The sequence below is a fragment of the Pseudarthrobacter sp. YAF2 genome (assembly GCF_052113345.1).
Lineage (GTDB): Bacteria > Actinomycetota > Actinomycetes > Actinomycetales > Micrococcaceae > Arthrobacter.
Window position 1 is genome coordinate 145,983 of the sequence record NZ_JBFRDA010000005.1, and the last position, 26,168, is coordinate 172,150.

At 59.6% G+C, this 26,168-nt stretch carries 24 protein-coding genes and 3 pseudogenes; 8 read left to right on the forward strand and 19 right to left on the reverse strand.

Annotated features, from left to right (window positions below):
• Positions 1-47: 47 nt before the first annotated feature.
• The 7 genes from AB4Y79_RS07325 to solA form a co-directional block, all read right to left on the reverse strand.
• Positions 48-1,007, reverse strand: coding sequence for an amino acid ABC transporter permease (locus AB4Y79_RS07325; RefSeq protein ID WP_441860114.1), 960 nt, complete (start codon positions 1,005-1,007; stop codon positions 48-50).
• Positions 1,008-1,121: 114 nt separating this feature from the next.
• Positions 1,122-2,096: a transporter substrate-binding domain-containing protein gene (locus AB4Y79_RS07330; RefSeq protein WP_441860116.1), complete on the reverse strand. Its 975-nt coding sequence runs from the start codon at positions 2,094-2,096 to the stop codon at positions 1,122-1,124.
• Between the two features lie 2,583 nt (positions 2,097-4,679).
• Entirely contained in the window at positions 4,680-5,759 is a 1,080-nt protein-coding gene (locus AB4Y79_RS07335; RefSeq protein ID WP_441860117.1) for a Gfo/Idh/MocA family protein, read from the reverse strand.
• Between the two features lie 29 nt (positions 5,760-5,788).
• On the reverse strand, positions 5,789-6,529 hold the full coding sequence (locus AB4Y79_RS07340; RefSeq protein WP_441860118.1) for a sugar phosphate isomerase/epimerase family protein: 741 nt from the start codon (positions 6,527-6,529) through the stop codon (positions 5,789-5,791).
• A gap of 105 nt (positions 6,530-6,634) precedes the next feature.
• Entirely contained in the window at positions 6,635-7,024 is a 390-nt protein-coding gene (locus tag AB4Y79_RS07345; protein WP_441860120.1) for a hypothetical protein, read from the reverse strand.
• 1 nt (position 7,025) lies between these two features.
• Positions 7,026-8,387, reverse strand: coding sequence for an MmgE/PrpD family protein (locus AB4Y79_RS07350; protein WP_441860122.1), 1,362 nt, complete (start codon positions 8,385-8,387; stop codon positions 7,026-7,028).
• 62 nt (positions 8,388-8,449) lie between these two features.
• Complete coding sequence (solA, locus tag AB4Y79_RS07355; RefSeq protein WP_441860124.1) at positions 8,450-9,595, reverse strand: N-methyl-L-tryptophan oxidase; 1,146 nt, start codon at positions 9,593-9,595, stop codon at positions 8,450-8,452.
• A 421-nt stretch (positions 9,596-10,016) separates the two neighbouring features.
• On the opposite strand from solA, the gene AB4Y79_RS07360 reads away from it, so the two are divergent.
• Positions 10,017-11,123: a LacI family DNA-binding transcriptional regulator gene (locus tag AB4Y79_RS07360; protein ID WP_441860126.1), complete on the forward strand. Its 1,107-nt coding sequence runs from the start codon at positions 10,017-10,019 to the stop codon at positions 11,121-11,123.
• 155 nt (positions 11,124-11,278) lie between these two features.
• Here the strand turns inward: AB4Y79_RS07360 and AB4Y79_RS07365 are convergent, their stop codons facing one another.
• The 3 genes from AB4Y79_RS07365 to AB4Y79_RS07375 form a co-directional block, all read right to left on the reverse strand.
• Positions 11,279-11,572, reverse strand: a complete 294-nt coding sequence (locus AB4Y79_RS07365) for a type II toxin-antitoxin system RelE family toxin (protein WP_441860128.1) — start codon at positions 11,570-11,572, stop codon at positions 11,279-11,281.
• A complete protein-coding gene (locus AB4Y79_RS07370) occupies positions 11,569-11,844 on the reverse strand; it encodes a type II toxin-antitoxin system Phd/YefM family antitoxin (RefSeq protein ID WP_441860130.1) in 276 nt (91 codons plus the stop codon). The genes AB4Y79_RS07365 and AB4Y79_RS07370 overlap by 4 nt, the downstream gene beginning before the upstream one ends.
• Positions 11,845-12,466: 622 nt before the next feature.
• Complete coding sequence (locus AB4Y79_RS07375) at positions 12,467-12,670, reverse strand: cold-shock protein (protein WP_142036849.1); 204 nt, start codon at positions 12,668-12,670, stop codon at positions 12,467-12,469.
• A 199-nt stretch (positions 12,671-12,869) separates the two neighbouring features.
• On the opposite strand from AB4Y79_RS07375, the gene AB4Y79_RS07380 reads away from it, so the two are divergent.
• Together AB4Y79_RS07380 and AB4Y79_RS07385 are read left to right on the forward strand one after the other, a co-directional pair.
• Positions 12,870-14,267 carry a plasmid pRiA4b ORF-3 family protein gene (locus AB4Y79_RS07380; RefSeq protein WP_441860132.1) on the forward strand — a complete coding sequence of 466 codons (1,398 nt, stop codon included), beginning with the start codon at positions 12,870-12,872 and terminating at the stop codon, positions 14,265-14,267.
• Between the two features lie 247 nt (positions 14,268-14,514).
• Positions 14,515-15,081 (forward strand): recombinase family protein, encoded by a 567-nt coding sequence (locus AB4Y79_RS07385; protein WP_441860134.1) that lies wholly within the window; start codon positions 14,515-14,517, stop codon positions 15,079-15,081.
• Between the two features lie 261 nt (positions 15,082-15,342).
• On the opposite strand, the gene AB4Y79_RS07390 is transcribed toward AB4Y79_RS07385, so the two are convergent.
• From AB4Y79_RS07390 to AB4Y79_RS07400, 3 genes are all read right to left on the reverse strand, one after another.
• Positions 15,343-15,708, reverse strand: coding sequence for a type II toxin-antitoxin system RelE family toxin (locus AB4Y79_RS07390; RefSeq protein WP_349033951.1), 366 nt, complete (start codon positions 15,706-15,708; stop codon positions 15,343-15,345).
• Positions 15,709-15,717: 9 nt separating this feature from the next.
• Positions 15,718-16,017, reverse strand: a complete 300-nt coding sequence (locus AB4Y79_RS07395; RefSeq protein WP_441860136.1) for a type II toxin-antitoxin system prevent-host-death family antitoxin — start codon at positions 16,015-16,017, stop codon at positions 15,718-15,720.
• 140 nt (positions 16,018-16,157) lie between these two features.
• Positions 16,158-16,328, reverse strand: coding sequence for a helix-turn-helix transcriptional regulator (locus tag AB4Y79_RS07400; RefSeq protein ID WP_441860138.1), 171 nt, complete (start codon positions 16,326-16,328; stop codon positions 16,158-16,160).
• 68 nt (positions 16,329-16,396) lie between these two features.
• On the opposite strand from AB4Y79_RS07400, the gene AB4Y79_RS07405 reads away from it, so the two are divergent.
• Complete coding sequence (locus AB4Y79_RS07405; protein WP_441860140.1) at positions 16,397-16,675, forward strand: hypothetical protein; 279 nt, start codon at positions 16,397-16,399, stop codon at positions 16,673-16,675.
• A 79-nt stretch (positions 16,676-16,754) separates the two neighbouring features.
• On the opposite strand, the pseudogene AB4Y79_RS07410 reads toward AB4Y79_RS07405, so the two are convergent.
• The 3 genes and pseudogenes from AB4Y79_RS07410 to AB4Y79_RS07420 form a co-directional block, all read right to left on the reverse strand.
• Positions 16,755-17,045, reverse strand: a pseudogene (locus AB4Y79_RS07410) (integrase core domain-containing protein); the annotation flags it as partial.
• Between the two features lie 4 nt (positions 17,046-17,049).
• Positions 17,050-18,447, reverse strand: a complete 1,398-nt coding sequence (locus tag AB4Y79_RS07415) for an IS30 family transposase (protein WP_441860141.1) — start codon at positions 18,445-18,447, stop codon at positions 17,050-17,052.
• A 46-nt stretch (positions 18,448-18,493) separates the two neighbouring features.
• Positions 18,494-19,357, reverse strand: a pseudogene (locus AB4Y79_RS07420) (IS3 family transposase); the annotation flags it as partial.
• Between the two features lie 159 nt (positions 19,358-19,516).
• Here AB4Y79_RS07420 and AB4Y79_RS07425 point away from each other — a divergent pair.
• Positions 19,517-20,209 carry a hypothetical protein gene (locus AB4Y79_RS07425; protein ID WP_441860143.1) on the forward strand — a complete coding sequence of 231 codons (693 nt, stop codon included), beginning with the start codon at positions 19,517-19,519 and terminating at the stop codon, positions 20,207-20,209.
• A 321-nt stretch (positions 20,210-20,530) separates the two neighbouring features.
• Here the strand turns inward: AB4Y79_RS07425 and AB4Y79_RS07430 are convergent, their stop codons facing one another.
• Positions 20,531-20,866 carry a CHY zinc finger protein gene (locus tag AB4Y79_RS07430; protein WP_441860145.1) on the reverse strand — a complete coding sequence of 112 codons (336 nt, stop codon included), beginning with the start codon at positions 20,864-20,866 and terminating at the stop codon, positions 20,531-20,533.
• Positions 20,867-20,879: 13 nt separating this feature from the next.
• Positions 20,880-21,515, reverse strand: coding sequence for a biotin transporter BioY (locus tag AB4Y79_RS07435; protein WP_441860147.1), 636 nt, complete (start codon positions 21,513-21,515; stop codon positions 20,880-20,882).
• Positions 21,516-21,658: 143 nt separating this feature from the next.
• Here AB4Y79_RS07435 and AB4Y79_RS07440 point away from each other — a divergent pair.
• Positions 21,659-22,096: pseudogene (locus tag AB4Y79_RS07440) on the forward strand (helix-turn-helix domain-containing protein); the annotation flags it as partial.
• A 589-nt stretch (positions 22,097-22,685) separates the two neighbouring features.
• Here AB4Y79_RS07440 and AB4Y79_RS07445 read toward each other — a convergent pair.
• Positions 22,686-23,447: an IclR family transcriptional regulator gene (locus tag AB4Y79_RS07445; protein ID WP_441860149.1), complete on the reverse strand. Its 762-nt coding sequence runs from the start codon at positions 23,445-23,447 to the stop codon at positions 22,686-22,688.
• A gap of 114 nt (positions 23,448-23,561) precedes the next feature.
• Between AB4Y79_RS07445 and AB4Y79_RS07450 the strand changes: the two genes are divergently transcribed.
• Positions 23,562-24,953 (forward strand): MFS transporter, encoded by a 1,392-nt coding sequence (locus AB4Y79_RS07450; protein ID WP_441860151.1) that lies wholly within the window; start codon positions 23,562-23,564, stop codon positions 24,951-24,953.
• A gap of 50 nt (positions 24,954-25,003) precedes the next feature.
• Entirely contained in the window at positions 25,004-26,023 is a 1,020-nt protein-coding gene (locus tag AB4Y79_RS07455; protein WP_441860153.1) for a dihydrodipicolinate synthase family protein, read from the forward strand.
• Positions 26,024-26,168: the final 145 nt, after the last annotated feature.

Below are 26,168 nucleotides of genomic sequence, written 5' to 3' on the forward strand. Positions count from 1 at the left end.
AAGTGGTGCTGTTAGTTCTCAAGCAAGGTGGACGCGATCCTGCGGGCCTAGGATTTTTGTCGTCCGAGCCGATCCATCAGGGCTTTCACGACACGGGACTCACGGTTTCCGCCGCTGAGGGAAACGTTGTATCGGCGCTCGATGCGTGACTGGATGAAGGTCGCGATGGTTGTCATGATCAAGTACCAAATCGCCGCGACGATCAGCAGCTCCACGGTCAGGTAGTTCTGCGAGTAGATGTTCTGCGCGTTCGTCATCAGGTCGGGTGCGGCAATGACGCTCACCAGGGATGTGGCCTTAAGCATGCCGATGAACTGATTGCCGGTAGCAGGGAGGATGACCCGGATTGTCTGAGGCAGGATGATCAACATAAAAGCAGGCAACGGTCGCATGCCGATGCTTTGTGCCGCCTCAGTCTGACCGCGGTCCACGGACATGATGCCACCTCGCACAATTTCGGCCATATAGGCAGCCTCGTTCAGAGCGAGCGCGAGGAAAGCTGCAGCCGTTGCAGTGACGATTGCGTTGGTGTCCGCTGTCCATCCGATGTTGGTGAACGGAATACTGATACCGAGGCGCGGAAACACGATGGCAATGTTGAACCAAAAGATGATCTGGATAAGCAGGGGAGTTCCACGGAAGAACCAGATGTATGCCGACGCGATCGCCTGAAATACGGGGTTTTTGGACAGCCTCATCGTCGCGAGCACGATTCCACCGATGGTTCCCGCCAGCTGGGTCGCAAACGTCAGAACTACGGTGTAGCCCGCACCCTGGATGATAGTAGGCCATGTGAGGTAGCGGAGAACTGTTGGCCAAGCGATATTAGGGCTGGCCGCGAATGAGTACACCGTGAACAACGTGACAACCAGCACGATGAAAGCCAGGATCCAACGACCAATCCGCCGCTGGGGCACTACGACCATCGGCGCGCGGGAGCGCGCCGGAATGTCGCCATCCTCGGTGGTATGCGCCATGTCATTAGGGCTCGTGGACGGATGAGTCATTGGATTAGCTTCCTTGTTGTGCGGTCTTGCGGGGCGTCAGTTTGAATCTGGCGAGGGGCGGCCTCTGGAGGCGCCGACGATGGATTCGTGTCGGTGCCCCCAGAGACGGGAATGTTACAGTTCGGGCTTGCCGTTAATGGTGAAGTCGTGGATGGTGAGATCTCCGATGTTGCCTGTATCCCAGATCTTCTGGAAGGTGCCGGCCTTGTCCAAGCCCTTCAGCGCTTCCTGGAGGGCTTTAGCGATCTGGGGTTCCTTATTGTTGACCCCGAGCCCGTATTTAAGGGTGGCGTCCTGAATGTTATTGAGGACAGTGGCGTACTTCGGAGTACCGTCCTGCTTGAGGTTGGCCCAGTAAGCGACCGCGGGTGAGTCCAGGGCGAGCGAGTCGATCTGGCCGCTGATCAGTGCGGGGAAGAGTCCCTTGAGATCAGACAGCGACTTGATATTGATCGGATCCTTGCCGGCGCACTCCTTAGCCGAGATATCTTCCAGCATTCCTACCTGTGCGGCGCCGGTCTGAGTGCCGATCGTGGTACCGCACATATCGGCTCGGGACTTGTATTTTGCGGCGTTCTTGTCTAGCACAAGCAGGCCGGTTCCGGTCTTGCCGTAGTCGACGAAGTTGATGTTCTGGCGCCGCTCCGGCTTGTCCGCGATGTTGCTGATGATGACGTCGTATCGTCCCGCCGTCAGGGCCGGCATCAATCCGTCCCACGCCTGGTTCGTGAGTTCCACCTTCAAGTCGAGGGCTTTTCCGAGCGCCTGAATCATGTCGTATTCCACCCCGGAGAACGACCCGGAGCCACTCGTGTCGATGTACCAGAACGGCGGGCTCGGTGCATTGAATCCCGCGCGGAGGACGCCGGAGGCTTTGATGCTGTCCGGGAGCAGGTCACGGGCCGCAGCATTGACCGTGACATCGGCCAAGCAATTGCAGGATTGCGTTGGCGTGGTATCGCCAGATGAAGCGCCCGCAGACGCGGTGCCCGTTGCGGCGGGAGCTGTGCTACAGCCGCTCAGAGCGAGCAGCATAGCTGAGGCGGCAAGGGCAACGACGTATCTGTTGCGGGGAGTTCGTATCTTCATTGATGCGTCCAATCATGTGATTAATCGGGAATTCTGGCTTCGATCCTGAGAGACGTCGAGACGGGTCCCGGATAACCAGGCCAGCCACGGCTTTTATGCGCCGATAGTCGTACACCTGGAATGTTCTTGTGCCTCTTCTGATGTGTCGCCGCTTCTGAATGTTGCTAGCCCGACAGAAATGTATGTCGTGACGTTCGCTCCAGGACCGGCTGATTTACTCGATGAGGTGGACCAAGTATCTTTTTTGGGAACGGACCCAACATGGAGTCTCATCATCATGGCAAAGCCGTGAGGGCCATGTCAAGGGAAATTTGTACTCTTCGAAGCTCGGCGCCGAAAGCCATATGGGAGCGATCTCAATAGCGGTCACAGAATGATGGCTAGGCGCCTTTGCAGAGGCGCTGGCTGCGGCTCCAACCTGCGCCTTTCTGCTTCGTTCGCAGAAGTGGCTTGTCCGCCCTGTGGGCATTCGACAGCGGTGCCGCGACTGTGCACGAGCAAGCCCGTGCCCGGCAAACAGTGAGAAGGTGCACCAGGACCAAAGAGATGCCAGCAAGCGTGGGCGGAACGGAGGGGTGCTAGTGCCCTAATTGCTCGTCGTCACTGGCCGAACGTTCCTAGCGCCGTAGGTGTTGGTACAGCGAGGCCCGGTCCACGAGATCACGGCATACAGCATGCATGGCTTTCAGCCTGGTCTCCTGATTACGGCCTTCTTCGTCGGAATATCCCTTTTTGCCGGCGCGTTCGAAGCAACAATTCCGCCATCCACACGATGTTGGTGTCAGACCTTGCCCAGGCTATGAACATTTCCGCTAGCAGTCCACGGTGGCAAGGTGCATGAACTCGGACTGAATTGAGAGGGAGGAGCCACTCTGGGACCGTACCTCAAGACGGACTCTTCTTGTCTGGTGCTGCCGGTAGAGCTCAAACTGACTGCCTGCTGCTGTTAGCCGCGATATCGTCAAGAGACTGAACCACCCATTCGGTGACGCGACATCCAGGACAAGAGCGTCTCGAGTCATACCGAGCCGACTGACGGCAACCCTCAACTTGGAAATTGGTACTTCAATTCCGGAGGCAAACCAAGGCAGGTTGTCTTCGCTAGTCATCGTGGCTTTGTGATTCAGTCGTTGTTGGACGGTTAGCCTTGTCATCTCTGTGCACGAGGGTTCGCCCTCGACCGTGGTAACACTTCAACCAGATCATTCGTTGAGGGTGAGCAGGCCGGACAGGTGGCTCGGTCCAGTCACTGCGAACCGGCTGTTGTGCTGGAAGCGAAAGAAAATTTGTCTTGTTCTAGAGAGTGAGACCGAATGGGACATCCGGGCTGACTTCAAATGTAAATCGCTGATACTCGTGGCGGGTGATGAGTACTCCATGCCTTCCTTGCGCCGAAGCAATGCTCTCCACGAGGGTTAGGGCGGCATCAACGGCTGCTGTTAATTCAGAAGCTGCGGAGCAATTAACTTCCAAGGTGAGTTGCATGGTCATACTTTCTGTGGAGACGGGTAAGTGTGGCTCGCACTTATTTGTGTGAAGCCAGACAAAAGGCATGGATGCGGCCTCAGATGAGGAGATAAATCGAACTAGATCAGTCAGTTTCCGGCGCCCTGGCCGCTTCGGCGCAAAAAGTGCGTCGATTGGGAGCCGACCCACTGGCCAACCGCGTCAGATTCTCAAATAATGCAGCGATGTTTAAATGCTATAGAGAATCCTCTTACCGGAACTAGGAGATCACCGTGTGGGAGCGGACCCAAAAGTTGGCAATGGTTGACGACGTTGCCGAGCTTGCAGGGTATCTAAGTCGACAGCCGCGAACCCGGTGCCGAAGGATCGGCCGTTCGCAGCTGAGCTTGTGCTCCGAGGCAGTGTTGACGCCGCGGCTAGACAAGTTGTTCAAAGTATCCGATTGGTCTCGGTAGGCAACGTCCCTTGTGGCTCGAGGCCGACGTGCGGCCACTGCTAGAACTCCAGAACTGAGAACCCAGTATCCCAGGTTCTGCGGAAACACTGTCCCTGGTCGCATACCTTTGTTAGTCGATGACACGCACGGAATTACATTCCCGGAAGTGAAAAAGTCTTCTTTCGTTCAGATTGTCTCTTATCCAAATAATGAGGCCATCATTCGTCTTGGATTCGATGGTTCCTACGAATTCGCGGCTGTCTAGAACACGAAGTGACACGACGTCACCTGAAGCGAGGCTTGTCCAAATCGATAGGGGGTGTCTCTTTAGCTCGTTGGGATGTACCTGTGCTGTTCGGTTGCGCTCTAGAAGTTGCTCTAGAGCGGGCTTTCGTTTCCGCGCCATCAGCTATCTGCACCAACGAATTAAGTTCACTGAACCCGCGAGGAGAACTGTACTGATATTTCTCAGCAATGTCGCTCCCGTGTGAGTCCGAAAGGAACTTCTGGATGGGCTCGTACTATGTACCGCCCCGCGTCGAGACGAGTGATCATAATTCCTATCCGATTGTTGGTGGCCGCTGTCGTCACCTGGGCGATAGCATCGATGAGTGCTTCGTCTACCTGGCTGGGCCTCTCAACGTAAACTTCAACCATTCCCGGTGGGCGCTGACTTGAAATCACAGGGTTGACTCCGTCGGATTCCATAAGCGAGGAAGAATGGCTTTTCCTCCTTCATAGGTAGATTGGACTTCTACCCAGACTCCTTTTTCGGCTGCCTCCTCAATTGAGAGCAGTACATCCAGAACGTGACTTGCAAGTTCGCCGGATGCTCGAGGCTCCTGATTCCGTCGAATTGCACGTGCCATTTCAACCACCCCTCGACCCCGCCGGGCAGTTGCGTCCTCCACGTGGACAGTGTTCACCTCATGCCCGTCCTGATGCACAGTTATGTCCCCGCCAAACTGGTTCGGATCAGTCATGGTCAGTGTCCCCGTCGTACCTGTCACCTCAAGCAGACGACGCTGATGAGGCGAATCGAAACTGGTGGTTAGTTGAGCATGCGCGCCGCTATCGAAGGCCAAAACCGCCTGCACGGTAGTAGGAACTTCGACTGGAAACGTCTCACCGGCTCTAGGCCCCGATCCGATGACCCTGATGTCCGAGGAGGTGCAGGATGCCGCAGCAACGGCGCGGACCCGACCAAATACTCCTGTTAGGGCGGTGACGTAGTAAGGGCCCATATCCAGTAGAGGACCCGCTCCTTTGGCGAAAAGGAAGTCAGGATTTGCGTGCCATAGCTGCGGTCCGGGCGTCTGAAAGACGGCCATCCCGGATAGCGGTGTACCAATGACGTTTTCTGAGATCATTTGGAGTGCCGTCTGAATGCCAGGGCCAAGAAGTGTGTCTGGTGCCACCCCTATGTGTAAACCTCGGTCAGCAGCTTTCGTCAGAAGGGCTTCCGCCCCGGGCCGATCCAAAGCTATTGGCTTTTCGCTCCATACATGTTTACCTGCCTCAAGTATTTGCAGGCCAACATCTACATGCGCAGCAGGGACCGTTAGGTTAACGACGATATCTATTGCCGGATCTGCCAGTAGTTCCCCGAGCCCTCCAAATCGAGGAACTCCGTATCGTTCGGCTTGGGCTTGTGCACGCTCTATATCCAAGTCGGCGATGAAAGTAACGTCTAGATCCGGCATTGCCGTCATGCTCTCGAGGTACTGCCGGCTTATCACCCCGGCGCCCACGACTCCCACAGATACTGGATTGGAAGCATTCTCCCGACTCAAGACTGGCTCCCGTCCCGCAGGTAAGCCGCGCTGCGCTCGATAGCTTCAAATACATCTCCGTCAGTAGCGTCGAATTCGATGACGCGGAGTGCCTGAGGTGCAGCCGCAAGGATGGCCGGAATATTAAGCGTGCCCTCCCCGAGTGGGACTTGAGACGATTTGTCTAGAGTAGCGGGTCCATCTTTAAGATGGATTGCGATCACCCTCGATCCAAGGGCCTCGAGAAGTTCCGCGGGGTTGATACCCCCGGTCGCAGCCCAATAGGCGTCGACTTCGAGAACGACCCCGGCTTCTAGGGACCCAGCAAACTTTAGGAGCGCAGGCGTTCCGCCAGACATCACCACTAGTTCGTGGTGATGATTGTGATAACCCAACCGGATGCCGAATCGTGCCGCACGCTCGGAAAGCGAGTTCAGGAGGTCTGCTAATCGAACCGGTGAGTCATGCTGAATCCAGTCTTCGACGGGAACTCTGGGTTCAATAAGAGTTTCAACACCGAGGCTTGCGGCCAGTTCAAACACACGCTCGGGATCTGGATCTCCCATGAAAGTGGTGTGAGCTGTCGGAACACCGAGGCCGCACTCAGCGAGAGTCTCGCCTAGCTCCGGGTACTGTTCAAGTCTGAATGGCTCAACCTGTTCAAAGCCCATTACCGACAGCTTCTTAAGTGTGCCGACGAAGTCTTCAGCTAAAGCATCACGAACGGTGTAGAGCTGCAACGATATGGACGAAGTCATTGGTAGTCCGTTCGGGGTTTGTATATGGGAGCGGCTAGAAGTTGAGGACTGGTTCGTCGCCGACGGGTGCTGCCGATGTAGACGTGGCGTTGACGATTCCATGGCTTAGTAGCCGACGCCAAATCCCTTTGCAACATGAAACAATGCATTAGGTTCCAGTGCTTGAATCAGGCCGGTGACAAGTATCCACGTAGCGGATTCGCCCTGGTTCGAAGGCATGATCTCTCCCTCCGAGATCACGAGTCTATTTCCATTCAGGTCGGCTGGCGCCCAGAAGCCCGTCATCGGGCAGTGCTCACCAGTCTTGGCTGTTCTGGTTTGGAAGGCGTTCTTTCCCGCAGGCTGCGTATGAAGGAGCCGTTTCTTCATTGATACTTCATCTTTCTTTCTGCGTAATGCGATCTTGGATACGCCGATTACTCTCTTGGGCGGATAGGGTTGTTTCTGCATCAACAGGCCGATCGATTCCGGAGCTACTTGAGCGAGCTCGTCCACCTCACCCTTGATGGGCCTTTGTTTTTTCAGGTCTCACCGCAGGTCGTGAAAGCTCTGTTAGTAGCGCCGTGAGGTCGCCTTTGCGCATGTCATTCAGCGCCTGTCGCAGGCTATTCTCTTGATGGGATACGAGCTGGGTGGAGGCTAAGGCGTGGAATTTCTCAAACAATGCGTCCCATCCCATCGGGTTGCTGGGTTCACCAAGTGGAGTCATTACCGTTTCGGAGTAGCTAGCATCCCGGCAATTGACAATAACTGCAGACGGCACGGCCGCTGGAAAGTGGCTGTCCATTCCGGCGTCGAGGACGACCTCGACGCGGGAAGCAAATGAAAGAACCTCAGGATCATTGAGGAGGGCGGGGTTCGTCATTGGCACGAGGGCCTCAGTGCCATGAATTGCGAGAACGCCCAAGCAGAACGGAATACTGAATTGGGCAGCTTCAAGAGTTTTCGGTGCTACCTGATTATTGAGACCAACTGCCGCCCTCTCAAATGTTTCTACCCTGATTCCTATGACGTCCTGGGGTGATAGTTTCTCCTCTGTCATGACTTTTAGCAGTCCGTCGACAGCAGAATGGATCCAGCGGCAGCAACTGTAGGGCTTGAAGTAGCAAGACTCGATCATCCATGAGTCACCTAATCCATCGAGCAGCGTGTGAGCGTCGAATGCCCGAGAGTCATCCAGGAGATCAAGTGGAGCAAGGAACCCCGCTTGGGCCAGTTCTAGAGAGGCTAGACCGTTAGCCGTCGCGTGGGGTATGGCTTCTTTAACGTGATTGCCGACCTCGGTGAATTCTGCAAAGCCCATGAAAGGTGCGACCGCTCCGGCGGCAGTCATCGCCTCGGCGATGACGCGCGGCGACCGTCGCTTCAGCCAGCCGACGGCAGCCGCGACCCCTTGCCCGCACCAACGCCCTGTATTAACGGTGTCGAGTGTTCGCAAGTCCCGTGCCGCAGCAATCCGCAGCCCGACTTCGTACCCTATGGCAATGGCTGTCACGGCGCGTGGAGCAAGGGTTGGGTCATTTTGGACTTCCGTCAGAACTGCAGGCACTATCGATGCCCCGGGATGGCCGGCTGCGGCCCGATGCCCATCATCGATGTCAAGCATGCAAACGAAGGCTGAGTTTGCGAACGCCGCCCCGATCACTGTAGAACGCGCCGAGGTCAGCCAAATGGGACAAGAACCGTTTCCCCAGACTGCAACCGCCCCGGATTCAGCGGATTGGCCACCGGCCGTCCCTCGGCCCGGGACAGCCGCCGAGACCGCATCTAAAATGCATCGGCGGGTCGCCGCATCAGCTGACGGCGGCAGAGTATCAATTGCGGAGATCGCTTCAGCGATCTTTTCGGCGATGTACATTAACATTCCTTCAATACCATGGGCGGCCTCGTGGCCTGCTCGTCTTCACTGCCTTGGGGCGCCTACCGGAACCGGTCCGGTCGCATAAAGGCAATGTCAGTGAACAGTTCTTCTCCCGAAACAATTTGAGCCAAAAGTTCACCCACAGCGCTTGCATGTTTGAACCCGTGACCGGAGCATCCTCCTGCGAGCACTATGCGTGACCGATCGGGGTGTCGGCCTATTACAAATTGCATGTCGGGGCTTTCGGTTACTAGGCAAGGTGCTGCCAATACAGGTGCGCTCTGTAGGCCAGGGACTGCCCAAGGGAGGATCGATCCAACAGTCGCCCAGTCGACTCCGGGCCGTACGCCTCGCAGGGTCTGGTCGGGGTCGACCACCATACGGGAGTGTTCGTCGAACGATGGCCCGAGCTTGACAGGCGCCTCAGGTGTTGAACCGTGGCCCCAAAGCGTGTGCTGATCGTCATAATGACGGATAAAGGCTGGAAAATTCTTAAGGGAAAACTCCTCCGGCGCGTCCTTGGCTTCCCACCAGAGCATGGGTGCGCGGACAGCCTTGAGCGGGACAACGTCCTGCATCTTAGTCATCCATGCGCCGGAAGAAAGGATCACCTGACCAACACGGAAGTCACGAGCACCGGTCCGAACGATTACGGCGTCGCCGTCGTCGATTACATCAAGGACAGCCGTACGGTCGAACAGGCGCGCCCCTCGTGCCGTAGCGGCCGCGACGGCTGCTCTGATAGACGCCTCGGCGCGCACGAATCCGGCCTCGTGGTCCATGATTCCAATGTAGTGATCGCCGAGGTTAGCGTGCTGCGGGAACTTCTCGCGAACCTCGTCAATCGTGTAGGTCGTCACGTCGACGCCCGCGTAGGCCACTGCTTTGCGAACGTTTCGGATGGCGCGGCCGTCTTCCGGACCGATCGACAGCACTCCAGTCTCGTGGAGGAGGTCTGCGCCCTGGTCGGCGGACAAATCCAGCCAAAGTTCCTTGGCGCGTCGGGCAACCGGGGTGAGGTCGACATGTTCGTGACAAGCAACGCGGAAAAGCCTAGTGTGACCGTGGCTCGAACCGTAAACGTTAGGAACGCTCTGAGCGTCGAAAGCGATGGCATTGACTCCGCGTTCGGCGAGCCGCCAAAGCGCCGAGGAGCCCCACGCGCCGGTGCCGACGATTGCAACGTCGGCATCTTTCACTGCCATGACTGTTCCTTCGTTTCGTTGCAGAGGTGCCGCACACCCTGCTGTGAGGCGGTCGCCTGATCGGGAGATTTCATCTTTGGAGCATTTGTTCCAGAAACCGTTCCGTGCGGGTCCCCGGAAGCCTCCAGGCCTGCTAGCGGCGCAGGATTGGAAGCGATATTCGAACTCGTAGCTGCTGGTTCGTCACCACCGCATCTGGCAAGGACGAGGGGGAGGAGCGGGATTGGCAATGCTGCCACAGCCCGCAGAGAATGTCGTGTCGACATCAGAAAGCCTTTCTGGAGGACGTGGCAGTAGGCCACGTCCCAGCCTCTAGGTCGCTATGGGACCGTTCCCAATAAATCTGGTGTTCAATACATTTCCCCAAATTTCTCTTTAAGTCAACGGTCATGAGATCATCTATTCTGAGAAGGAGGATCAAATGTGGGAGCGATCTCAAAGACCGCCAACCGTTGACGATGTCGCCCGTCTTGCTGGGGTGTCAAAGACAACAGCGGCTAGGGTACTTGGTCAGTATGGCTCTGCCAGTGTGGCCACCCGCGCTGCCGTGAATTCAGCTGCGGCAACCCTGAACTACCGGCCGAACCCATCAGCGAAGTCCATGATCACCGGAAAAACCGAGACGATCGGGGTGGTCAGCCGAAACGTCGCGAATCCTGGTTTTTCGCTCGCTCTTGACGGCATCATGTCAGTCGGCGCGCGGGCGGGCGTAAGCGTCATTGTGGCGGGCAGCGAATACGACACTGACCTGGAACGAGCGGCGGTAGACGTGCTGCTTAATCGGCGTGTTGATGCCTTGATTGTTTCACCGGCCCACGCCAATGATGCCGAGCATCTGCACGCCGCACATCGTGCCGGGGTCCCCCTGGTTCTTTTGGAACGCCGTGTCAACGGACTAGATGTGCCAGTTATTGAATCTAATCAATTAGGTGCTGGCCGAGCAGTGGCTGAGTATTTAACAGGTCTCGGTCATAGTCGAGTTGGTTATGTCTCGACATTCCCGCATCGGAATCAGTACAGGCTGGGAGACGAAATCGGCTCCTCTGTGATCGGTGATCGTTTGCGAGGGATATACGGAACGTATGCGGAAGCAGGCATCCGGCCATCTACGGACCTTGTCAGGTTTCCGTCCCGGGTACCCAAAGCGATACAAGAGGCAGTCATCGAACTCCTCGACCATGAGCAGCCGCCAACTGTGTTGATCGCATCCGATGGGCAAATCGGCATTGAGGCGCTGACCGCTTTACGTTCGCGCGGCATTCGCATCCCGGAACAGCTCTCGCTGCTCATGTTTGAGGACCCGCGCTGGTCGACCCTCGTCGATCCCGCTCTGACCGTAGTGGTACAACCTACTTATGAGATGGGTCGCACTGCTGCCGAAGTCGCGCTGTCCATGATCGACCCTGACCAAGAGTTGCAAGTTCCGTTTTTTCCCGCTGAGCTTGTGACACGGGAAAGCGTTGGCCCTGCGGGCGGCCGGTCGGCGACCGGAATGCATTTGCTCGGTCCCCGACGACACACCGATTGACCAACTTTGGTGATTCTCCTTCTGGGGAGTTCGTCAGGAGACGGGAGTTCTCGCATCCACTTCTACTCCCGTTGTTTTAACGCCGATAATGTACCTTCCGTCAACCTGAGCTGGGGGAGAGGCTCCGTGCTGGCACATCTTTCCGTGAAGTTCGGCTAACGCGGTTTGTAGACGTCGGATCGGTGTTCGATGCGGTGGACGTACAGGATTTGGTCTTCGACGTCGAGGGTGAACAACACCCTGTAGTCACCGCGGCGTGCGGTGCGCAGGCCGAGGAGTTCGTTCGTCAAGGGTTTACTCAGCCGGTAAGGATTATCGGCCAGGACGCCGGTGACGAATTCCACGATCGCTGCCGCTGCCTTTTCCGGCAGCCGCCGAAAACCCCTCAACGCCGGGCTGGTGACTTCGACCTTCCACGGCACGTGATCGGCGGCCTGTGCATCAGTCACCGCGGCGGCAGCCCGAACTCGCGGCGGAGATCATCACCGCTGGTCGTCTTGCCGTCCGCGATGTCGCGCCGGGCCTGGTCCAGATCCTCGCGAATTCCAGGCTGCGAAAGCCAATGGATTGTTTCCTGCAGGGACTCCAGGTCCGCCGCGGAGATCAGCACGGCCGACGGGTGGCCGTGGCGGGTGATCTGGATGATCTCGTGGGTCTTGTCAGCTTCCTCCACCAAGGCGGAAAGCTTGTCCTTGGCCTCACTGAGCGGTACCGTTCTCATGAGGTTATTCTAGCCCGAACTAAGGCTAATCACTAGCCAGACATTTAGCCGATAAGGTAGGTTATGTAAAGCTGAATGGTTGAAGCTTCAATTACGCTTCTTTTCAGTCTAACATCGGCTGGCCTTTAAACCCTGACGCTGCGTCCGGGTTTCGTGATGCTGATCCAGGGGTCGCGCGGCTTGAACCCCGCTTGGACATGTCAATTGGCGAAGCTCCGGCCAAATAGCGGTTGACCGAGGCTTCGGTCCATTGTGCGCTTGAAGCTGAGATTTCCCGGCGAACCGAACAGGCTGGGACTAAAAGCCGACGTTATGTAAAGCTAAGGCCGGGAACGGGCTCTCGCGCGGAAGCCCGGCCCTGTATCGCCCGTCCCCCAAAGGTGCAGCGCGGACTTGAGCCCGATCGGCCGGGGCGCGCGGGACTCCCGGTCATACAACGGTCGACCGGACATTGGGTTTCACCGAACCTGAATTCCTTAGGGAATTGGTGGATATTCGGGAACCATTCCCTTTTGGCTGGCAGTTCTTCGGTGCGGTCATGAGGCTAGGCGTACGGCAACAGGGTTGGGTGAAAACAGAAAAGCTGGCCGGTTTTGCGGCCGGCCAGCTTCCTGAGAACCGCTTAGAGCGGCTGGATGTTCTCCGCCTGCGGACCCTTAGGGCCCTGCGTGATGTCGAACTGAACCTTCTGGTTCTCGTCCAGGGAGCGGTAACCGCTGGAGGCGATTGCTGAAAAATGTGCGAACACGTCAGCGCTTCCGTCGTCGGGGGCGATGAAACCGAAGCCCTTTTCGGCGTTGAACCACTTGACCGTACCTGTTGCCATGCTGTTTTCCTTCACGGGTCGCGGGCCGGATCCGCTTGTCGGATTGCCGTCCCCGCCACTCACATGTTGAGCCTATGTGCCAGCGCGGAGTGGGGGCAACAGATTGGTCAGAAAACGGAACCTGGATGAAGTTGCCCAGCGGATGCCGGCAGCCCCGTCGGTGGCCTCACCTAAACACTGGGGCTGGCAGGATAGTGCTGTGACGATACGTGCTGCAGGTGAAGATTCCGGTGCGGTGTTGCTGCGGGTGAAAGTCTCGATCGTGGGCAGCGACCCGGCCATCTGGCGGCTCCTCGAGATCGACTCTTCCCTGCCCATGGACAGGGTGCATGAGGTCCTGCAAACGGCCGTTGGCTGGAGGGATTCACACCTGCATTCCTTCACGGATATCGACCCCTATGTCCGTCTGCGCGCGGTCAACGGGATCGTGCGCGAACCACGGCGCTGGGTGCCCCAAGACCTGCTGGAAGACTCTGACGAGGACCTCCCGGAGACGGATTGGGCCCTGGGCCAGATCCTTACCCCGGGATCGGGTCCGCTGTTCTATGAATATGACTTCGGAGACGGCTGGATCCACCGCCTCGAACTCAGCGGAACCGTCCCTGCCCCGGGCGACGCCCCGCGGGTACGGCTGCTTGACGGGGCGCGGCGGGCGCCGCTGGAGGATTCCGGCGGCATCGGTGGCTATTACGATCTGCTCGACGCCCTCGCAGACCCCGGCCATGACGAGCACGAAGATGTTCAGGCCTGGGTCGCTTGGACGGCCGGGCCATGGCAGGAATTCTACCCGGAACAGCTGGACATCGATGCCGTGAACAACGAGCTCGCCCTGATGTTCCCTTCTCCCTCTGCCAACGAACACGGCTCCGGAAGCGAGTCACTGACCCAGGAACTCACGAACCGGATACCTCCTGGCCTGCGACGCGAATTCCGTTCATACCTGCACGCCGCCGGCCTCGACGGACCCGCAACTGTCGAAGCAGACGTCTCCGCGGCGATGACCGCCCCCTATCTTTGGCTCACCCGCCGCATCGGGCCCGAGGGTCTGTCCCTCACCACTGCCGGCTGGCTACCGCCGGCCGTGGTCCGCGAGGCAATGACCGAGCTTAACTGGGCCAAGGACTGGATCGGCAAAGCCAACCGCGAGGATCAGACCCTGCCCGTCCTTCAGCTGCGTGAAAGTGCCCAGCGACTCGGCCTGATCCGAAAAATCAAAGGCAGGCTCGCCCTTACATCCGCCGCCAAACGGCTGCTCGATGATCCGGCAGGCCTATGGCTTTTCCTGGCGCGCGCCTTTGCCCACCGGCACCGTCACGACTCCGAGCGTGACGCGACGCTGTTACTCCTGCTCGAGGTCGCGGCAGGGAAACGAACCGGCTGGGAGAACTACCTTGAAGCCGTCGCCTTCGGTCTCGGCGCACTCGGATGGAGGACCCCCACAGGATCCGACGTGGAACCGAACGCCGTCCAAGCACTCCTGGCCGACGCCCACGAAGCCCTGGTTAACCTCGGAGTCCTCGACGACCGCTTCGAACTCAAAGCCCACGCCGTCAAGGAGCCAGGGCAAGCCTTCGCCCGGGCAGCACTGCATTCATAACTACTCAAAACCAGACAGATCACCGACCCCGAGACCCACGTCTTCCGGAGGCCAGCGCAGCTTGAAGCTCGCTCCCAAGGCGGGCGTTCCCGCATGAGAGGCCTTCGCCGGACCACATAGTCGTCATACACCTCGTCATCCCTGAACGGTGCAAGCCCACCCCGACATCAGTAACCGCCCGGGTCTTGACTCTCTTCTGGGACAGGCCTAGAACTCAACCTGACAGGGTAAGGGTTGGAGGCGCAGAATGGCTGGACAGCGGATCGGGTACGTGCGGGTAAGCACGCTGGACCAGAATGAGAAACGCCAGCTCGAAGGCCAGGTTCTGGACCGGGTCTTCACGGACAAGGCCTCGGGCAGGGACACCGCCAGGCCACAGCTCACGGAACTGCTGCGGTTCGCCCGCGAAGGGGACACCGTGGTCGTGCACAGCATGGACCGACTCGCCCGCAACCTCGACGACCTGCGTGCCCTCGTCCAAGGCCTCACGCGCAAAGGCGTACGCGTGGAGTTCGTCAAAGAGAACCTGGTCTTCACCGGCGAGGACTCCCCCATGGCCAACCTCATGCTCTCCGTCATGGGCGCCTTCGCCGAATTCGAACGCTCCCTCATCAGGGAACGCCAGCGGGAGGGCATCGCCTTAGCCAAGCAGCGCGGCGCCTACACAGGGCGGAAAAAGACCCTCACACCTGAGCGGGCCGCCGAGCTGGTCCAGCGCGCCGGCAACGGAGTCCCGAAGACCCTACTCGCCCGTGACTACGGAATCAGCAGGGAAACCGTCTATCAGTACCTGCGCCACGCCAAGCTGAGGTGAACACCGCTCCCCTGCCCGCCGCGCCACTAAGCCCTAGCCAAAACTGGAATCTGATTTACAGTGATTTGACCACCGTGACCGTGAAGACCCGTTGATCCCCGGATGGTCTAGATTCCGGGGATTTAGGGGTTCGGACCGGTGCGCCGTCACCGTCTGGCTCCGCCCGTGTCGCGGAGTGTGTGCTCACACGGTGATCACGTACGTCAGGAAAACAAAGCGCCCGCCCTCTGATGGGGGCGGGCGCTGCAGTCATCTGTTTCGCTAAGGAGTCTTGAAAGCCATCGACATGACGCTGACGATCTCTTCCTTCATTGGAAGGTCTGACTGCATCTTGAGGCGTGCCATTGCAATCTCGTACACCTCGTCATCGGCCCGTTTGCCGATAACCCAGACAACGCATACATCCCCATTCGGCTCAACCCGGAAGACAATACGGTAATCACGGTCGCCCACGACTAGTTTCCGGAGACCGGTCAGGTTACCGGTCTTCTTGCTTCCGAGCGGCTGGCCACGCATCTCAGGCTGGTCTTCCAGTTTGATAAGAGCCTTGAAGACAAGCTTTTTGGCAGCGCCGTCGAGGTCCCTTAGGTCCTCTTTGGCATCGTCGGTGAGATGTACTTTGGCCATGGGTCTGTACTAGTCCTTTCTGAGCTCATCCAGGTCGATCCCGAATTCTGCTGCGACGTCGTCGAGACTGTGACGGGTGCCATCGTCAGTGACGAGTCGAACCAGGGAGGCGGCCATCAGTTTGAGGTCGTCTTCGAGTTCGTCAAGGTGGGCAAGTCTTTCGGCGGATTCCATGTCGATGACTGCTGCTGTTGGCCGGTTATCTTTGAGGATGACGTGTGAGGTGCCGTTAGCAGCGGAGTTGATGTAGCGGGATGGGTGCCGACTGAAGTCGGTAACACTTACTAAGTTCTTGGTATCTGTGCGCATTGTGTGTGGCGTCCTTTTTCTTACAGGTCAACTGAGCAATATTCCTGTACGTAGAACTATACGCACATCTTTGTGCAGAGTTCTACAGGTTTGCTCAGAGCTTCATCTCGAAGGCGACGCGCTGGTCCATTGACAGGCATTCATCGGTTGGCCCGTGGTTGCTTAGCCCGGTACGCCTCAACATCAGCCCACGGGATCCGGACAGGCGAGGTCCGCCCGTTGGTCTTGTACGCGTTCGGGAAGTCCCCGGAGCGGGCAATGGTCCGGACCGTCTCCGGGTGCATGGACAGGAACTCCGCGACGTCCTTCACCCTCGCGTCCCCGGTAATGGTAAGAATGCCTAACGATGGGTTGGCCTGATTCGATCAAAGGAACGTGCATGGAAAATCTGACTTTCGCCAACGGACTCCACATAATGCCCGTAAGCGCGCTGCACAGTGGATACCTGGGCGAGAAGGTGTATGTGAGTACGGGTGACAACGCAGCGGTTATTGGTGAACTGGCGTCATTTAGGATGCGGATTGCTGCCCCAACCGCAAACTCAGAACCTAGGACTGACGTCCGAATCAAAGTTGGCGAAAGCGTGCTTGACCTCGATGGAAGCGCCGTAGTCCTGTTCTTGGATAGATTTGCACCGGAGCCATATTCCGAGTCGTGACTCGTACACGCAAATTGGCGAGAGCTTAGGCGGGCACGAAAGGCCCCGGGACTGCCCCGGCTTTTGTTGACTCGGGGTCTTAGGCCGCTGTGAGCGCGGTCCGGTTGATTGTTTCATATTCGATTGGCGTGAGTTTTCCCAGCCGTCTTTGCCGTCGCCGGCGGTGGTAGGTCCGCTCGATCCAAGTCGTAATGGCCAGCCGGAGGTCCTGCCTACTGAGCCACCGCCGACGGTCCAGAACGTTCTTCTGCAGCAGCGAGAAGAAGGACTCCATCGCGGCGTTGTCCGCGCACGCACCGACCCGGCCCATCGAACCGGTCAGCCCGTGGTGCCGGAGTGATTCAACGAAGCGGCGAGACCGGAACTGGGCGTATTCAACCGGTCGAAGCAACAGTTGCTTTCGGGACTGAGCTTAGCTGGTCCGCGAAGGCTTCCGCTGGAGTGCGCCATCCTAGGACGCCGCGCGGCCGGTTGTTGATGATGTCGGCGACAGCTTGGATCCCTGGCGTGCTCCAGCGAGAGATGTCGGTGCCTTTCGGGAAGTACTGCCGGAGTAGCCCGTTGAGATGTTCGTTGCTCCCGCGCTGCCACGGGCTCTTCGCGTCGGCAAAATAGACCGGCAACCCGATTTCCTGCGTCAGAAGGGCGTGCGCGGACATCTCCTTCCCGCGGTCCCAGGTCAGGGAGCGTCGCAGGTCCGTCGGGAGCGGCTCGAAGGTCCGGACGAGTGCGTTCTTCATCGTGACCGCCCCGTAGCCAGCCAATGCAGGCCCATTCTTTGTCGGCTTGACCAGCCCGTAGCCCTTCTGCCGAGGCAGATGGACAAGCATGGCGAAACGCGTCGTGCGGTCGATCAGAGTCGCGATCGCTGACCGGTTGAGACCAATGATGAGATCTCCTTCCCAGTGGCCTGCGACTTTCCGCTCGTCGGCTTCGGAGGGTCTCTTCTTCAAGGTTGTGGCGTCGGTGACATGCGCCCAGGCTTGCTGGCGTGTTCGGGCTCGTGGCGTGCGTTTCGTGCGCCCTCGGCGCAGATGCCACGCCTGCTGCCTTGTGAGTCCGCCTCGGCTCGGAACGTAAAGGGCTTGGTAAATCGCTTCGTGCGAGATCCGCATCGTTGGATCATCCGGGAACTCGACTGGCAGGCGTTTCGCGATCTGCTGAGGGCTCCACCCCCTCACCCATTCGCGGTCTTCCCTATGCGGCTTGTTCTTCCCGTCCCAGATCGGGCCGACCGGGCCCAAGCGTTCTCCTCCGCCCGATCTGACGTGTCCGCTGAGCTTGTCGTTGACGTAGTCGCGGAGGTCACCGTTCGTGAGCAGCTTCGCGGTCTTGGGGCGGCGGGCTCGTCGTTCGGCGTGCCACTGCGCTGTGGACGCCTTGTAGTCCAAGCGATACGTTCTCGTCGACGCGTTCCGACGCAGCTCCCGCGAGATCGTCGACGGGCTTCGGCCCAGCCGGCGAGCGATCTCTCGCACCCCACAGTCCTGCGCCCGCCACAACGCGATGTCCTCACGGTCGCTCGAGGACAGATACCGCCCGGACAGTGTCGGGGCCAGCTGAGGATTCACACCGCCAGCGTGCAGGAACCAGCGATGCGCCACGGGCTCTGACACGCCCGCCGCGACGCCGGCGTCCCGGGTCTTCGCACCGGAAGCGATGGCCACCCAGAACCGTACCCGGTCCTCGCGCCAAGCCACCGACGGCCGACCCGGTGAAGGGATCTGCCCTCGATACGCCCGTACCTGCTTCTGACGATTTCGAACCGACATCCAACACCTCCGTGATCCGGTGTTGCTTCGACCGGTTGAATACGCCCTGGGAGCCCCGGTCCGAATGCACCACGGTCCCTTCCGGGCGGCGTGCCCGCACGGCGTTCTCCAGCGCGGCCACCGCCAATGAGGATTTCATCCGCGAGTCCATCGAGTAGCCGACGATCCTGCCGGAATAGACGTCCTTGATCGCGCAGAGGTAGAGCTTCCCCTCAGCGGTGGGGTGCTCGGTGATGTCTGTCAGCCAGAGCTCGTTCGGCGCAGCAGCGGTGAAGTCCCGCTCCACCAGGTCATCATGAACCGGCGGCCCCGGCTTCCGGTTCAGGCCCCGCTTCTTCGAAAACACCGACCAGATGCCGTGGTCCCTGCACAGGCGCTGGACCCCGTTCTCACCGGCTCTGATGCCCTTCTCGGGGAGCTCATCGGCGAAGAACCGGTATCCGAACGCAGGATCGTCGGTGTGGATGTCCAGGGCGGCGTTGACCAGGTGCGCGTCGACCCAGTCCCGTTCTGTCACCGGGTTCGATCTCCACCGGTAGTAGCCTTGCTTGCTGAATCCCAATACCCTGCAGGTCACCGCCACGGGAACACCATCGGCAGCAAGATCCGTGACCAGCGGGTACATCTGTCATTTTGGGTTGATGTCCCTCGCCAGATAAGCAGCAGCCCGGCGCAGAATCTCATTCTCCTGCTCCAACAAGCGGTTACGCTTCTTCAGCTCCCGCATCTCGGCCGACTCTGCCGCTGCCGGGCCGGCGCCGGTTTCCTTGCGCTCGGCGAGGGCGATCCAGCGTTTCAGCGTCGTGACCGAAAGCCCGAAGTCCTTCGCAATCTGCGCCAGCGGCGCCTCGCCCTTGCGGGCCACATCAATAACATCCTGGCGGAACTCCGCCCCATAAGCCGTGGGCATGGTCAACATCCTTCCACGAGCACCAGCTCGCTAGGTCAAGGAGTCAACAAAACCGGGGGCAGTCCCCCCGTCCTCCGGAGAGGATGGGGCCAGACGTAGGGCTAGGGCATGTCCGACAAAGGACAGGAAGCTGCCCGGCACTGGCCGTAGGATGCAGGGATGTTCTGGGGAATTTCCGAAGCTTGGTGGATGCAAATCTGGAGTGGCGTCATCGGCGCCATTGTCGCCGCCGTTGTGAGCGTGGCAGTCGCACTTATCGTTGTTGGGAAAACCAATGCCCATCAGTCAGTCATTGCCGGTAGGGCCATGGCAGAGCAGCGGATGAGGGACGCGTCGGCTCTTGCACAGCAACGCCTTAGGGACGCGGAGGCGCTAGAGCTGCAGCGAGCGGCTTTGCGGGAACAGCTGGACCTGCAGCGCTCTGAAACATCCCGGCTACGGCTGATGGACATCAGGGCTGACGTCGTTTCTGCGACTTCTGGATTGATTGACGCGGCCAGGGAGTCATCTGGCGCTGTGAATGCGGCGACCCGCCCGCTCGAGCATGCGATAAATAGATGGCGAGTCGAATCCGAGGACGACAGTCTCGTGGAGGAGCTGATGTACTGGCCAGGCTTCTTGAGGCGGTTGGCATTGGAGTACGCGCTATCGCTGAAACAGAAGAAAGACGAGGAAGCGTCTTTCGACCGCCTGGGCCATGCCGTCTCGATGCTGAGTGTGATGGCCCTGCACATGGCCCGTAGCGACTACTTTCAAGTGCAGTACATGCCAAAGGGACTCGCGGACTGCCGGAAGAACCTAGAGGCCGAGCTGGACGCCTTAGATGCAAACCTGACAGACGCAACCAACTAGACGCGATCTGATTCCGTATCCGCTGCCACGGCTGAATCCCTTGTTGTTACCCGGCACTTTAGGCTGTGAGCACCAGGTGATCACATTCCCTTAGGCAAGAGCGCTCAGCGCTTGTTCCGACGGCGGCCCTCCCAGCTGCTCACGGGAGGCTCCGCGGCGCGCTTCGCGTAGAGCTTCTCAGAGGCAACCCGTGTGCTTCTTTTCAGGCGAAAATGAAGGCAAGAGCTCTTGTGGTGTGGCTGCGCTGGGGCAGGCACACTGCCGCCACGCCGGGGTGTCACTGCAAAGCCGCTTCGCGCTGGCGTCGCCCTTCCCGGGGAATCATCGGAGAGGTTCCGTTAAAGTCTGGAAGTAAAAATGCGTGTGGGCGGCACACCGCTCGTTCAGTCGAGCGGCACAGTTGGGGCACGATGTGGTTGCCAGATAAGCGCTTATGGACATCTCACCTTTGCATACACCGCACAGAACTGCTGGCTCTGCCCAGTCGTTCCTTGGCCAAGTTTGGGCCGGGTGGTCTGCCTCCTCCTCGTGACAGAGATGGCAGGGATAGTACCGAAGACAGCACTTGAACTTTATGGCTACCACATCTACGGCGGTGTGATAGTGAATGCAGCGGGTTTGGTCGTCTACAGTTTCCCCGAAGATCCTCATAGCCATGCTCCGGCCTCACTTACTTCACCCGGCGCACGAGGATGTCCGGGAAGGCCCGGTGCACGGCCACAGCCGCAACGGATGCCACGGCGTCCTTCAGGAAATCGCCCGGGTAGAAGATGAGGTCACTGGCGAAAGCAGCCTGCCATGACAGCTTGAGGTTGACCATCATGCCGAGCACGCCGAGCAGGTGCGATGCGACCACGGTGACCACGACCGCGGCGAGGAAGAACCAAAGGCCGCGCCGCATGGCGGGGAGACGCCGGATGATTTGCTCGGCGGCTATGCCAACGAGCAGAGCGGCGAGGAGGAACCCAACGATGTAGCCGGCGGACCCGCCGGCGAGGACGGCCAGGCCCGCCCGACCCCCCGAGAAGATCGGCAGCCCGGCGAACGCAAGGAGCAGGTAGAGCGCCACCGCTGCGACGGCACGTGATCCGCCCAGGACGAGGCCCGTCACCATGATGGCGAGGGTCTGCAGCGTGATAGGCACCCCGAAGCCGCCGACGGGAATGCCTGGGACGATCGCCGAGGCTGCGATCAACGCGGCGAACACGGAGATAAGGGCCAGCGACTGCGCATCCCACAATGGACGCGGCGTGCAGGGGCTGTTCTGGTCCGGGCGTCGCGGCGCCGAAGTCGTCTGGTGGCTCATGGTTCCCCCTGTGAATGGTGATCGGGTCCCCCGAAGAAGGCTACAGAGCCCCGTCTACGGCCATTTTGTAGCGAAGCCACGACTGCACCGACGATCTATGGATCAATTGCCACAAACCAGCGATCTGCCCTGCAGAGCTCTCGATCCAAGGCCTCACGCGCAAAGGCATCCGCGTCGAGTTTTTGAAGGAAAGCCCAGTCTTCACCGGCGGGGACTCCCCGTGGCCAACCTGATGGTCTCCGTCATGGGAGCCTTCGCAGAGTTCGAACGTTCCCTGATCAGGGAACGGCAGCGGGAAGGAATGCCCTGGCGAAGCAGCGCGGAGCCTAGGATGGGCGGAAGAAGACCCTGACCTTCGCAGAGTTCGAACGTTCCCTGATCAGGGAACGGCAGCGGGAAGGAATGCCCTGGCGAAGCAGCGCGGAACCTACGATGGGCGGAAGAAGACCCTGACCCCCGAACGGGCAGCCGAACTCGTGCATCGCGCTGAGAACGGTGTTCCGAAGGCCGTCCTGGCCCACCACTACGGCATCAGCCGTGAAACGGTCTATCAGTACCTCCGTCAGGCCAGGGCCACCTAGAACTCCTGGCAGACGGGCACACGCTCTCGTGGCAGCGCCAAGACTGCCAGTCCAAACGTGTGGGGCGAGGCCTGAAATAGGCCCTCCTTTACCCGTGTCCTGTCTCATCCAAGTTGAGGCAATCTCACTACAGATGATGCATTAGCTGCGGTTGTCTCATTACAGTTGAGGTAGGGCGCCCGATCTCGCGTGATTCCAAGGTTCCTGGACCATCCGCTGATGCCGGAATTCTTCGATTTGCCTCAACTAAAGTGAGACAAAACCCGGCATTTGTCTCATCCAAGTTGAGGCAACCGCGCCAATTCGCCGTCGTCTGCCTCAAGTTAAGTGAGACGAGACAACCCGCATTGGTTCGGACATGCGCATGCATGCATGGACAAGCCCGGGAAGGGCTATAGCAGTCAACGCTTACGTGAAGCCTGCAGCCGCCGCAAATTTCCACCCGTAAATGACCTGAATTGACCCAGCCATGGACGGAGCAGAGTCGCCACCAGTTCCGGGTCGTGTGATCAGCAGGCGCGACGCCCATCGAGTTTTTTCCCGAAGACGCTGGTGGATCCGGATGTTGGGCTGTCCGGAGGCCGAGGGCTTACAGTCGGCCGGTGGTGAGCATCCGGGTGATGTGATCCGCTGCGCTGACAACTTGGGCGGCGTGTTGGGTGACGTCGCTCATGCTCGCGATCGCCACGACCGCGACGACATCACCGGAGGGGTCAAAGATCGGGGCCCCTACCGCGTGGACTCCTTCAACCACTTCTCCGTGGGAGACGAGATACCCCTGGTCCTTGAGCTGATCGAGGTAGCCCGTATCGACAGCTTCCCTGACGCGATACAGATAACGCCTCCGCGCCTCAGCCGGCAGGTGCGCTAGAACGAGCCGTCCAACTCCGCGTGACAGCGGAATGCGTTGGCCCGTTGGAAAGCTTACCGAGAGCCTGTCCTGGGGCGTGCAGACAAGTGCCGCTACAAGTGAGTCCGACTGACGAAGGTGCAACAGCGCGGTCGTGTGGGTGCCTTCCATCAGACCCTGGATGACAGGTTTAGCCAGCCGGGCGATGTCGAGGCGTTCGCCAGCGACGTTGCCGAGCCAGGCCAGGGTGAAGCCGAGGTCATATTCGAGGGAGGCAGGATCCCGGCGCAGGAGTCCTGCCGCTTCCAGGGAAGACAGGAGCCGTCCCACGTTCCGCCGCGGAAGCCCCAAGTCACTGATGATTTCGGACAGCCGCATCGGTCCGCGGCGGCCGACTGCGATCAGCACCTCGATGGCACGGTCGACCGATTGGGAGCGGTCGCTGTGTAGTGGCTGAGCCTTGGCCGTGCCGCCGGTGACTTGGTCGGTCTGGATTGCCATTATTCCTCCTGAGAAAAAGGCTGCAGCCCCTTGATTGCATCGTGGTGTTTCGGGCATCATATCAATAGTCGCCCATTGATAGGCGATTATCGCCCACAATATTATGGAGTGTCAATGTCGACAACCGATTCAGGCGCGGCGGCCGTGTCGCCCGCCCTAAGCGAAGCGGCGGTGGCCGCACGGATCGAACGGCTGCCCAGGGCTCCCTGGCAGGTACGTGCCCGCATGGTCATTGGTGTAGCAACGTTCTTCGATGCGTTTGATGCGCTGTCGGTCGCCTATGTCCTGCCGGTCCTCGCGGTGGCCTGGGGGCTGCAGCCCACTCAGATCGCGCTGGCTATTTCTATCGGCTTCTTCGGCCAGCTTGTCGGCGCCCTGGCCGTCGGCGTGGTCGCCGAACGCTGGGGCCGGATCCCCGTCGCTACACTGAGTGTTCTCGTCTTCTCCCTCGGCAGCCTGGCCCTGGCGTTCTCGCCCAACTTTGTCTTCTTCCTGGTGGTCCGGTTTATCCAGGGCATCGGGCTCGGAGCGGAGGTCCCGGTCGCCGCCACGTACATCGCCGAGATCACCGGTGCCCACAAGCGGGGACGCTTCGTCCTGCTCTACGAACTCGTATTCCCCGCAGGCCTTCTGGTCGCAGCTGTCGCAGGCTTCTGGATCGTCCCCAACCTGGGATGGCAGTGGATGTTCATCCTCGGCGCCCTGCCCGCCCTCATCGCGCTCTACCTGCGCCGCAAAATGCCCGAATCACCGCGCTGGCTCCAGCGGGCAGGCCGCGACGAGGAAGCGGACCGCGTACTGCGGCACGTCGAGGAAACCACCCGCCGGGAAACCGGCAAGGAACTTCCCGAGCCCGCACCGGTGGACGCCTCACATGTCTCCCGGCGCGCGAGCTGGCGCGATCTCTTCGCCGGGATCTACCTGCGCCGCACCCTCGTCGTCTGGGTCCTCTGGTTCAGCGCCTACCTGACCACCTACGGCCTCACCGCGTGGCTGCCCACCATCTACCGCACCATTTACAAGCTGTCCTTGAACGATTCCCTGCTCTACTCCCTTGTGACAACGGGCGCGGGTCTGCTCGGCGCGGCCATCTACGCCTTCACCATCGACATCGTCGGCCGTCGGGTTGCACTGGCAGGCGGACTCCTCATTGGCGGCATCCTGCTACTGATCCTTACCGGACTGGGTGCGGGCAGCGCCCCTGAGGTCCTGCTGTGGTCCTCCCTGGCCTACCTCTGGATCAGCGCGGTGTCACTCACCGCCTACTTGTATACCCCTGAGCTCTATCCGACCCGTGTCAGGGCGTTCGGGGTTGGTGTTGCCTCGGCCTGGCTCCGTATCGCTTCGATCCTTGGTCCGTTCGTCGTCAGCGCCGTCATCAGCAGCAGCGGAAACATCACCATCGTGTTCCTCATCTTCGGCGCCGTCGCCCTCGCCGGCGGCCTCATCGTGGCTCTCTTCGGCGTCGAAACCCGCAACAAGATCCTTGAGGAGTTCTCCCCCTAACGTCCCTCAACTAACTATGTTCAGCAGTTCAATCACACAAAGGAAAAAATATGTTCGACCAGTCAAAGAAATACCTGTTCGTCACTCCGGTTCTCCCCTACGCCGCCGACGGCACGATCGACGAATTGCAGTACCGTTCCCTCCTCCGCAGGTACCTCGAACCCCAATACATCGCAGCCGGCATGGCCCTCATCGCCAACCCCGAAGCAGGCGAAATCTTCTACCTCGACCGCGAAGAGAAGCGCCGTATCGTTGAAATCACCATCGAGGAAGCTGCAGGACGCGTCCCCGTCTTCGCCGGCGTCATCGACACCACCACGACAGGCACCGTTGCCGTAGCCGAAGACGCCGCCGCAGCAGGCGCCGACGGACTCTTCGTCATGCCCCCAATCGGAGCCCTGGACATCAGCAGCTCCTGGAACGCGGACCTCTACCCCGAAGTCTTCATCGACATGCTCCACGCCATCACGGACTCCGTTGACCTGCCAATGATCGTCCACCCCACCTCATCAGCAAGCGCCCGCTACGGGATTGGCATTCCGGCGAAGGCGACCCGCGCGATCATCGACGCAGTTCCCCAGATCGTCGGGTGGAAGATGACGTACAACTATGACGGATTCCGTGAGCTGACGCGGACCCTGCGCAGTGTCGAGCGCCCAATTGCGATACTGGGGGCCGTGGCGTCCTACTTCCATGAAAACCTCGCTACCGGTGCCTTCGACGGCACCGCGACGGGCACCTGGAACTATGCTCACGAAGCCATGTTTGAACACATTCAGGCGTGGGAACGCGGAGATATAGAGACCGCAAGAAAAATTTGGGAGGGCGGCCTCGCCCAACTCCACGAGTACGTTTACAGTGACTTCTCCAGGCTCCACATCCGGTACAAGGTTGCTTGCTGGCTCCGCGGAGCCATTGACAGCCCCGCCATGCGCGCACCCCTGCCCCGCCCCCTGCAGGACGAAATCGACACCCTCAAGCAGCTACTCGCCCGCACCGGCCTCCCAGTGATCGACGACTCCGCCATCGAGGCCTACACCACCAGCCACAAAAAGGCACTGGTCGGATAAAATCGCCCCGACACGCCGCGAAACGGACCTCCAAGAGTGGCGCCCCAGGGCTGCGACACCTGCGTCGCAGCCCAGGGGTTTCGGTCTTCGACTGCCACTTTGCCGGGTCCGTGAGGGAGAATCAAGCAGCCTGCAGGAGCGGTGC

Bases quoted from the DNA above. Each gene is read 5' to 3' on its own strand.
- AB4Y79_RS07325 (WP_441860114.1), bottom strand. From the start codon at position 1,007: ATGACTCATCCGTCCACGAGCCCTAATGACATGGCGCATACCACCGAG.
- AB4Y79_RS07330 (WP_441860116.1), bottom strand. From the start codon at position 2,096: ATGAAGATACGAACTCCCCGCAACAGATACGTCGTTGCCCTTGCCGCC.
- AB4Y79_RS07340 (WP_441860118.1), bottom strand. From the start codon at position 6,529: ATGACTTCGTCCATATCGTTGCAGCTCTACACCGTTCGTGATGCTTTA.
- AB4Y79_RS07350 (WP_441860122.1), bottom strand. From the start codon at position 8,387: ATGTACATCGCCGAAAAGATCGCTGAAGCGATCTCCGCAATTGATACT.
- solA (WP_441860124.1), bottom strand. From the start codon at position 9,595: ATGGCAGTGAAAGATGCCGACGTTGCAATCGTCGGCACCGGCGCGTGG.
- AB4Y79_RS07360 (WP_441860126.1), top strand. From the start codon at position 10,017: ATGTGGGAGCGATCTCAAAGACCGCCAACCGTTGACGATGTCGCCCGT.
- AB4Y79_RS07370 (WP_441860130.1), bottom strand. From the start codon at position 11,844: ATGAGAACGGTACCGCTCAGTGAGGCCAAGGACAAGCTTTCCGCCTTG.
- AB4Y79_RS07375 (WP_142036849.1), bottom strand. From the start codon at position 12,670: ATGGCAACAGGTACGGTCAAGTGGTTCAACGCCGAAAAGGGCTTCGGT.
- AB4Y79_RS07385 (WP_441860134.1), top strand. From the start codon at position 14,515: ATGGCTGGACAGCGGATCGGGTACGTGCGGGTAAGCACGCTGGACCAG.
- AB4Y79_RS07390 (WP_349033951.1), bottom strand. From the start codon at position 15,708: ATGGCCAAAGTACATCTCACCGACGATGCCAAAGAGGACCTAAGGGAC.
- AB4Y79_RS07395 (WP_441860136.1), bottom strand. From the start codon at position 16,017: ATGCGCACAGATACCAAGAACTTAGTAAGTGTTACCGACTTCAGTCGG.
- AB4Y79_RS07405 (WP_441860140.1), top strand. From the start codon at position 16,397: ATGGAAAATCTGACTTTCGCCAACGGACTCCACATAATGCCCGTAAGC.
- AB4Y79_RS07415 (WP_441860141.1), bottom strand. From the start codon at position 18,447: ATGTCGGTTCGAAATCGTCAGAAGCAGGTACGGGCGTATCGAGGGCAG.
- AB4Y79_RS07425 (WP_441860143.1), top strand. From the start codon at position 19,517: ATGTTCTGGGGAATTTCCGAAGCTTGGTGGATGCAAATCTGGAGTGGC.
- AB4Y79_RS07430 (WP_441860145.1), bottom strand. From the start codon at position 20,866: ATGGCTATGAGGATCTTCGGGGAAACTGTAGACGACCAAACCCGCTGC.
- AB4Y79_RS07435 (WP_441860147.1), bottom strand. From the start codon at position 21,515: ATGAGCCACCAGACGACTTCGGCGCCGCGACGCCCGGACCAGAACAGC.
- AB4Y79_RS07445 (WP_441860149.1), bottom strand. From the start codon at position 23,447: ATGGCAATCCAGACCGACCAAGTCACCGGCGGCACGGCCAAGGCTCAG.
- AB4Y79_RS07450 (WP_441860151.1), top strand. From the start codon at position 23,562: ATGTCGACAACCGATTCAGGCGCGGCGGCCGTGTCGCCCGCCCTAAGC.
- AB4Y79_RS07455 (WP_441860153.1), top strand. From the start codon at position 25,004: ATGTTCGACCAGTCAAAGAAATACCTGTTCGTCACTCCGGTTCTCCCC.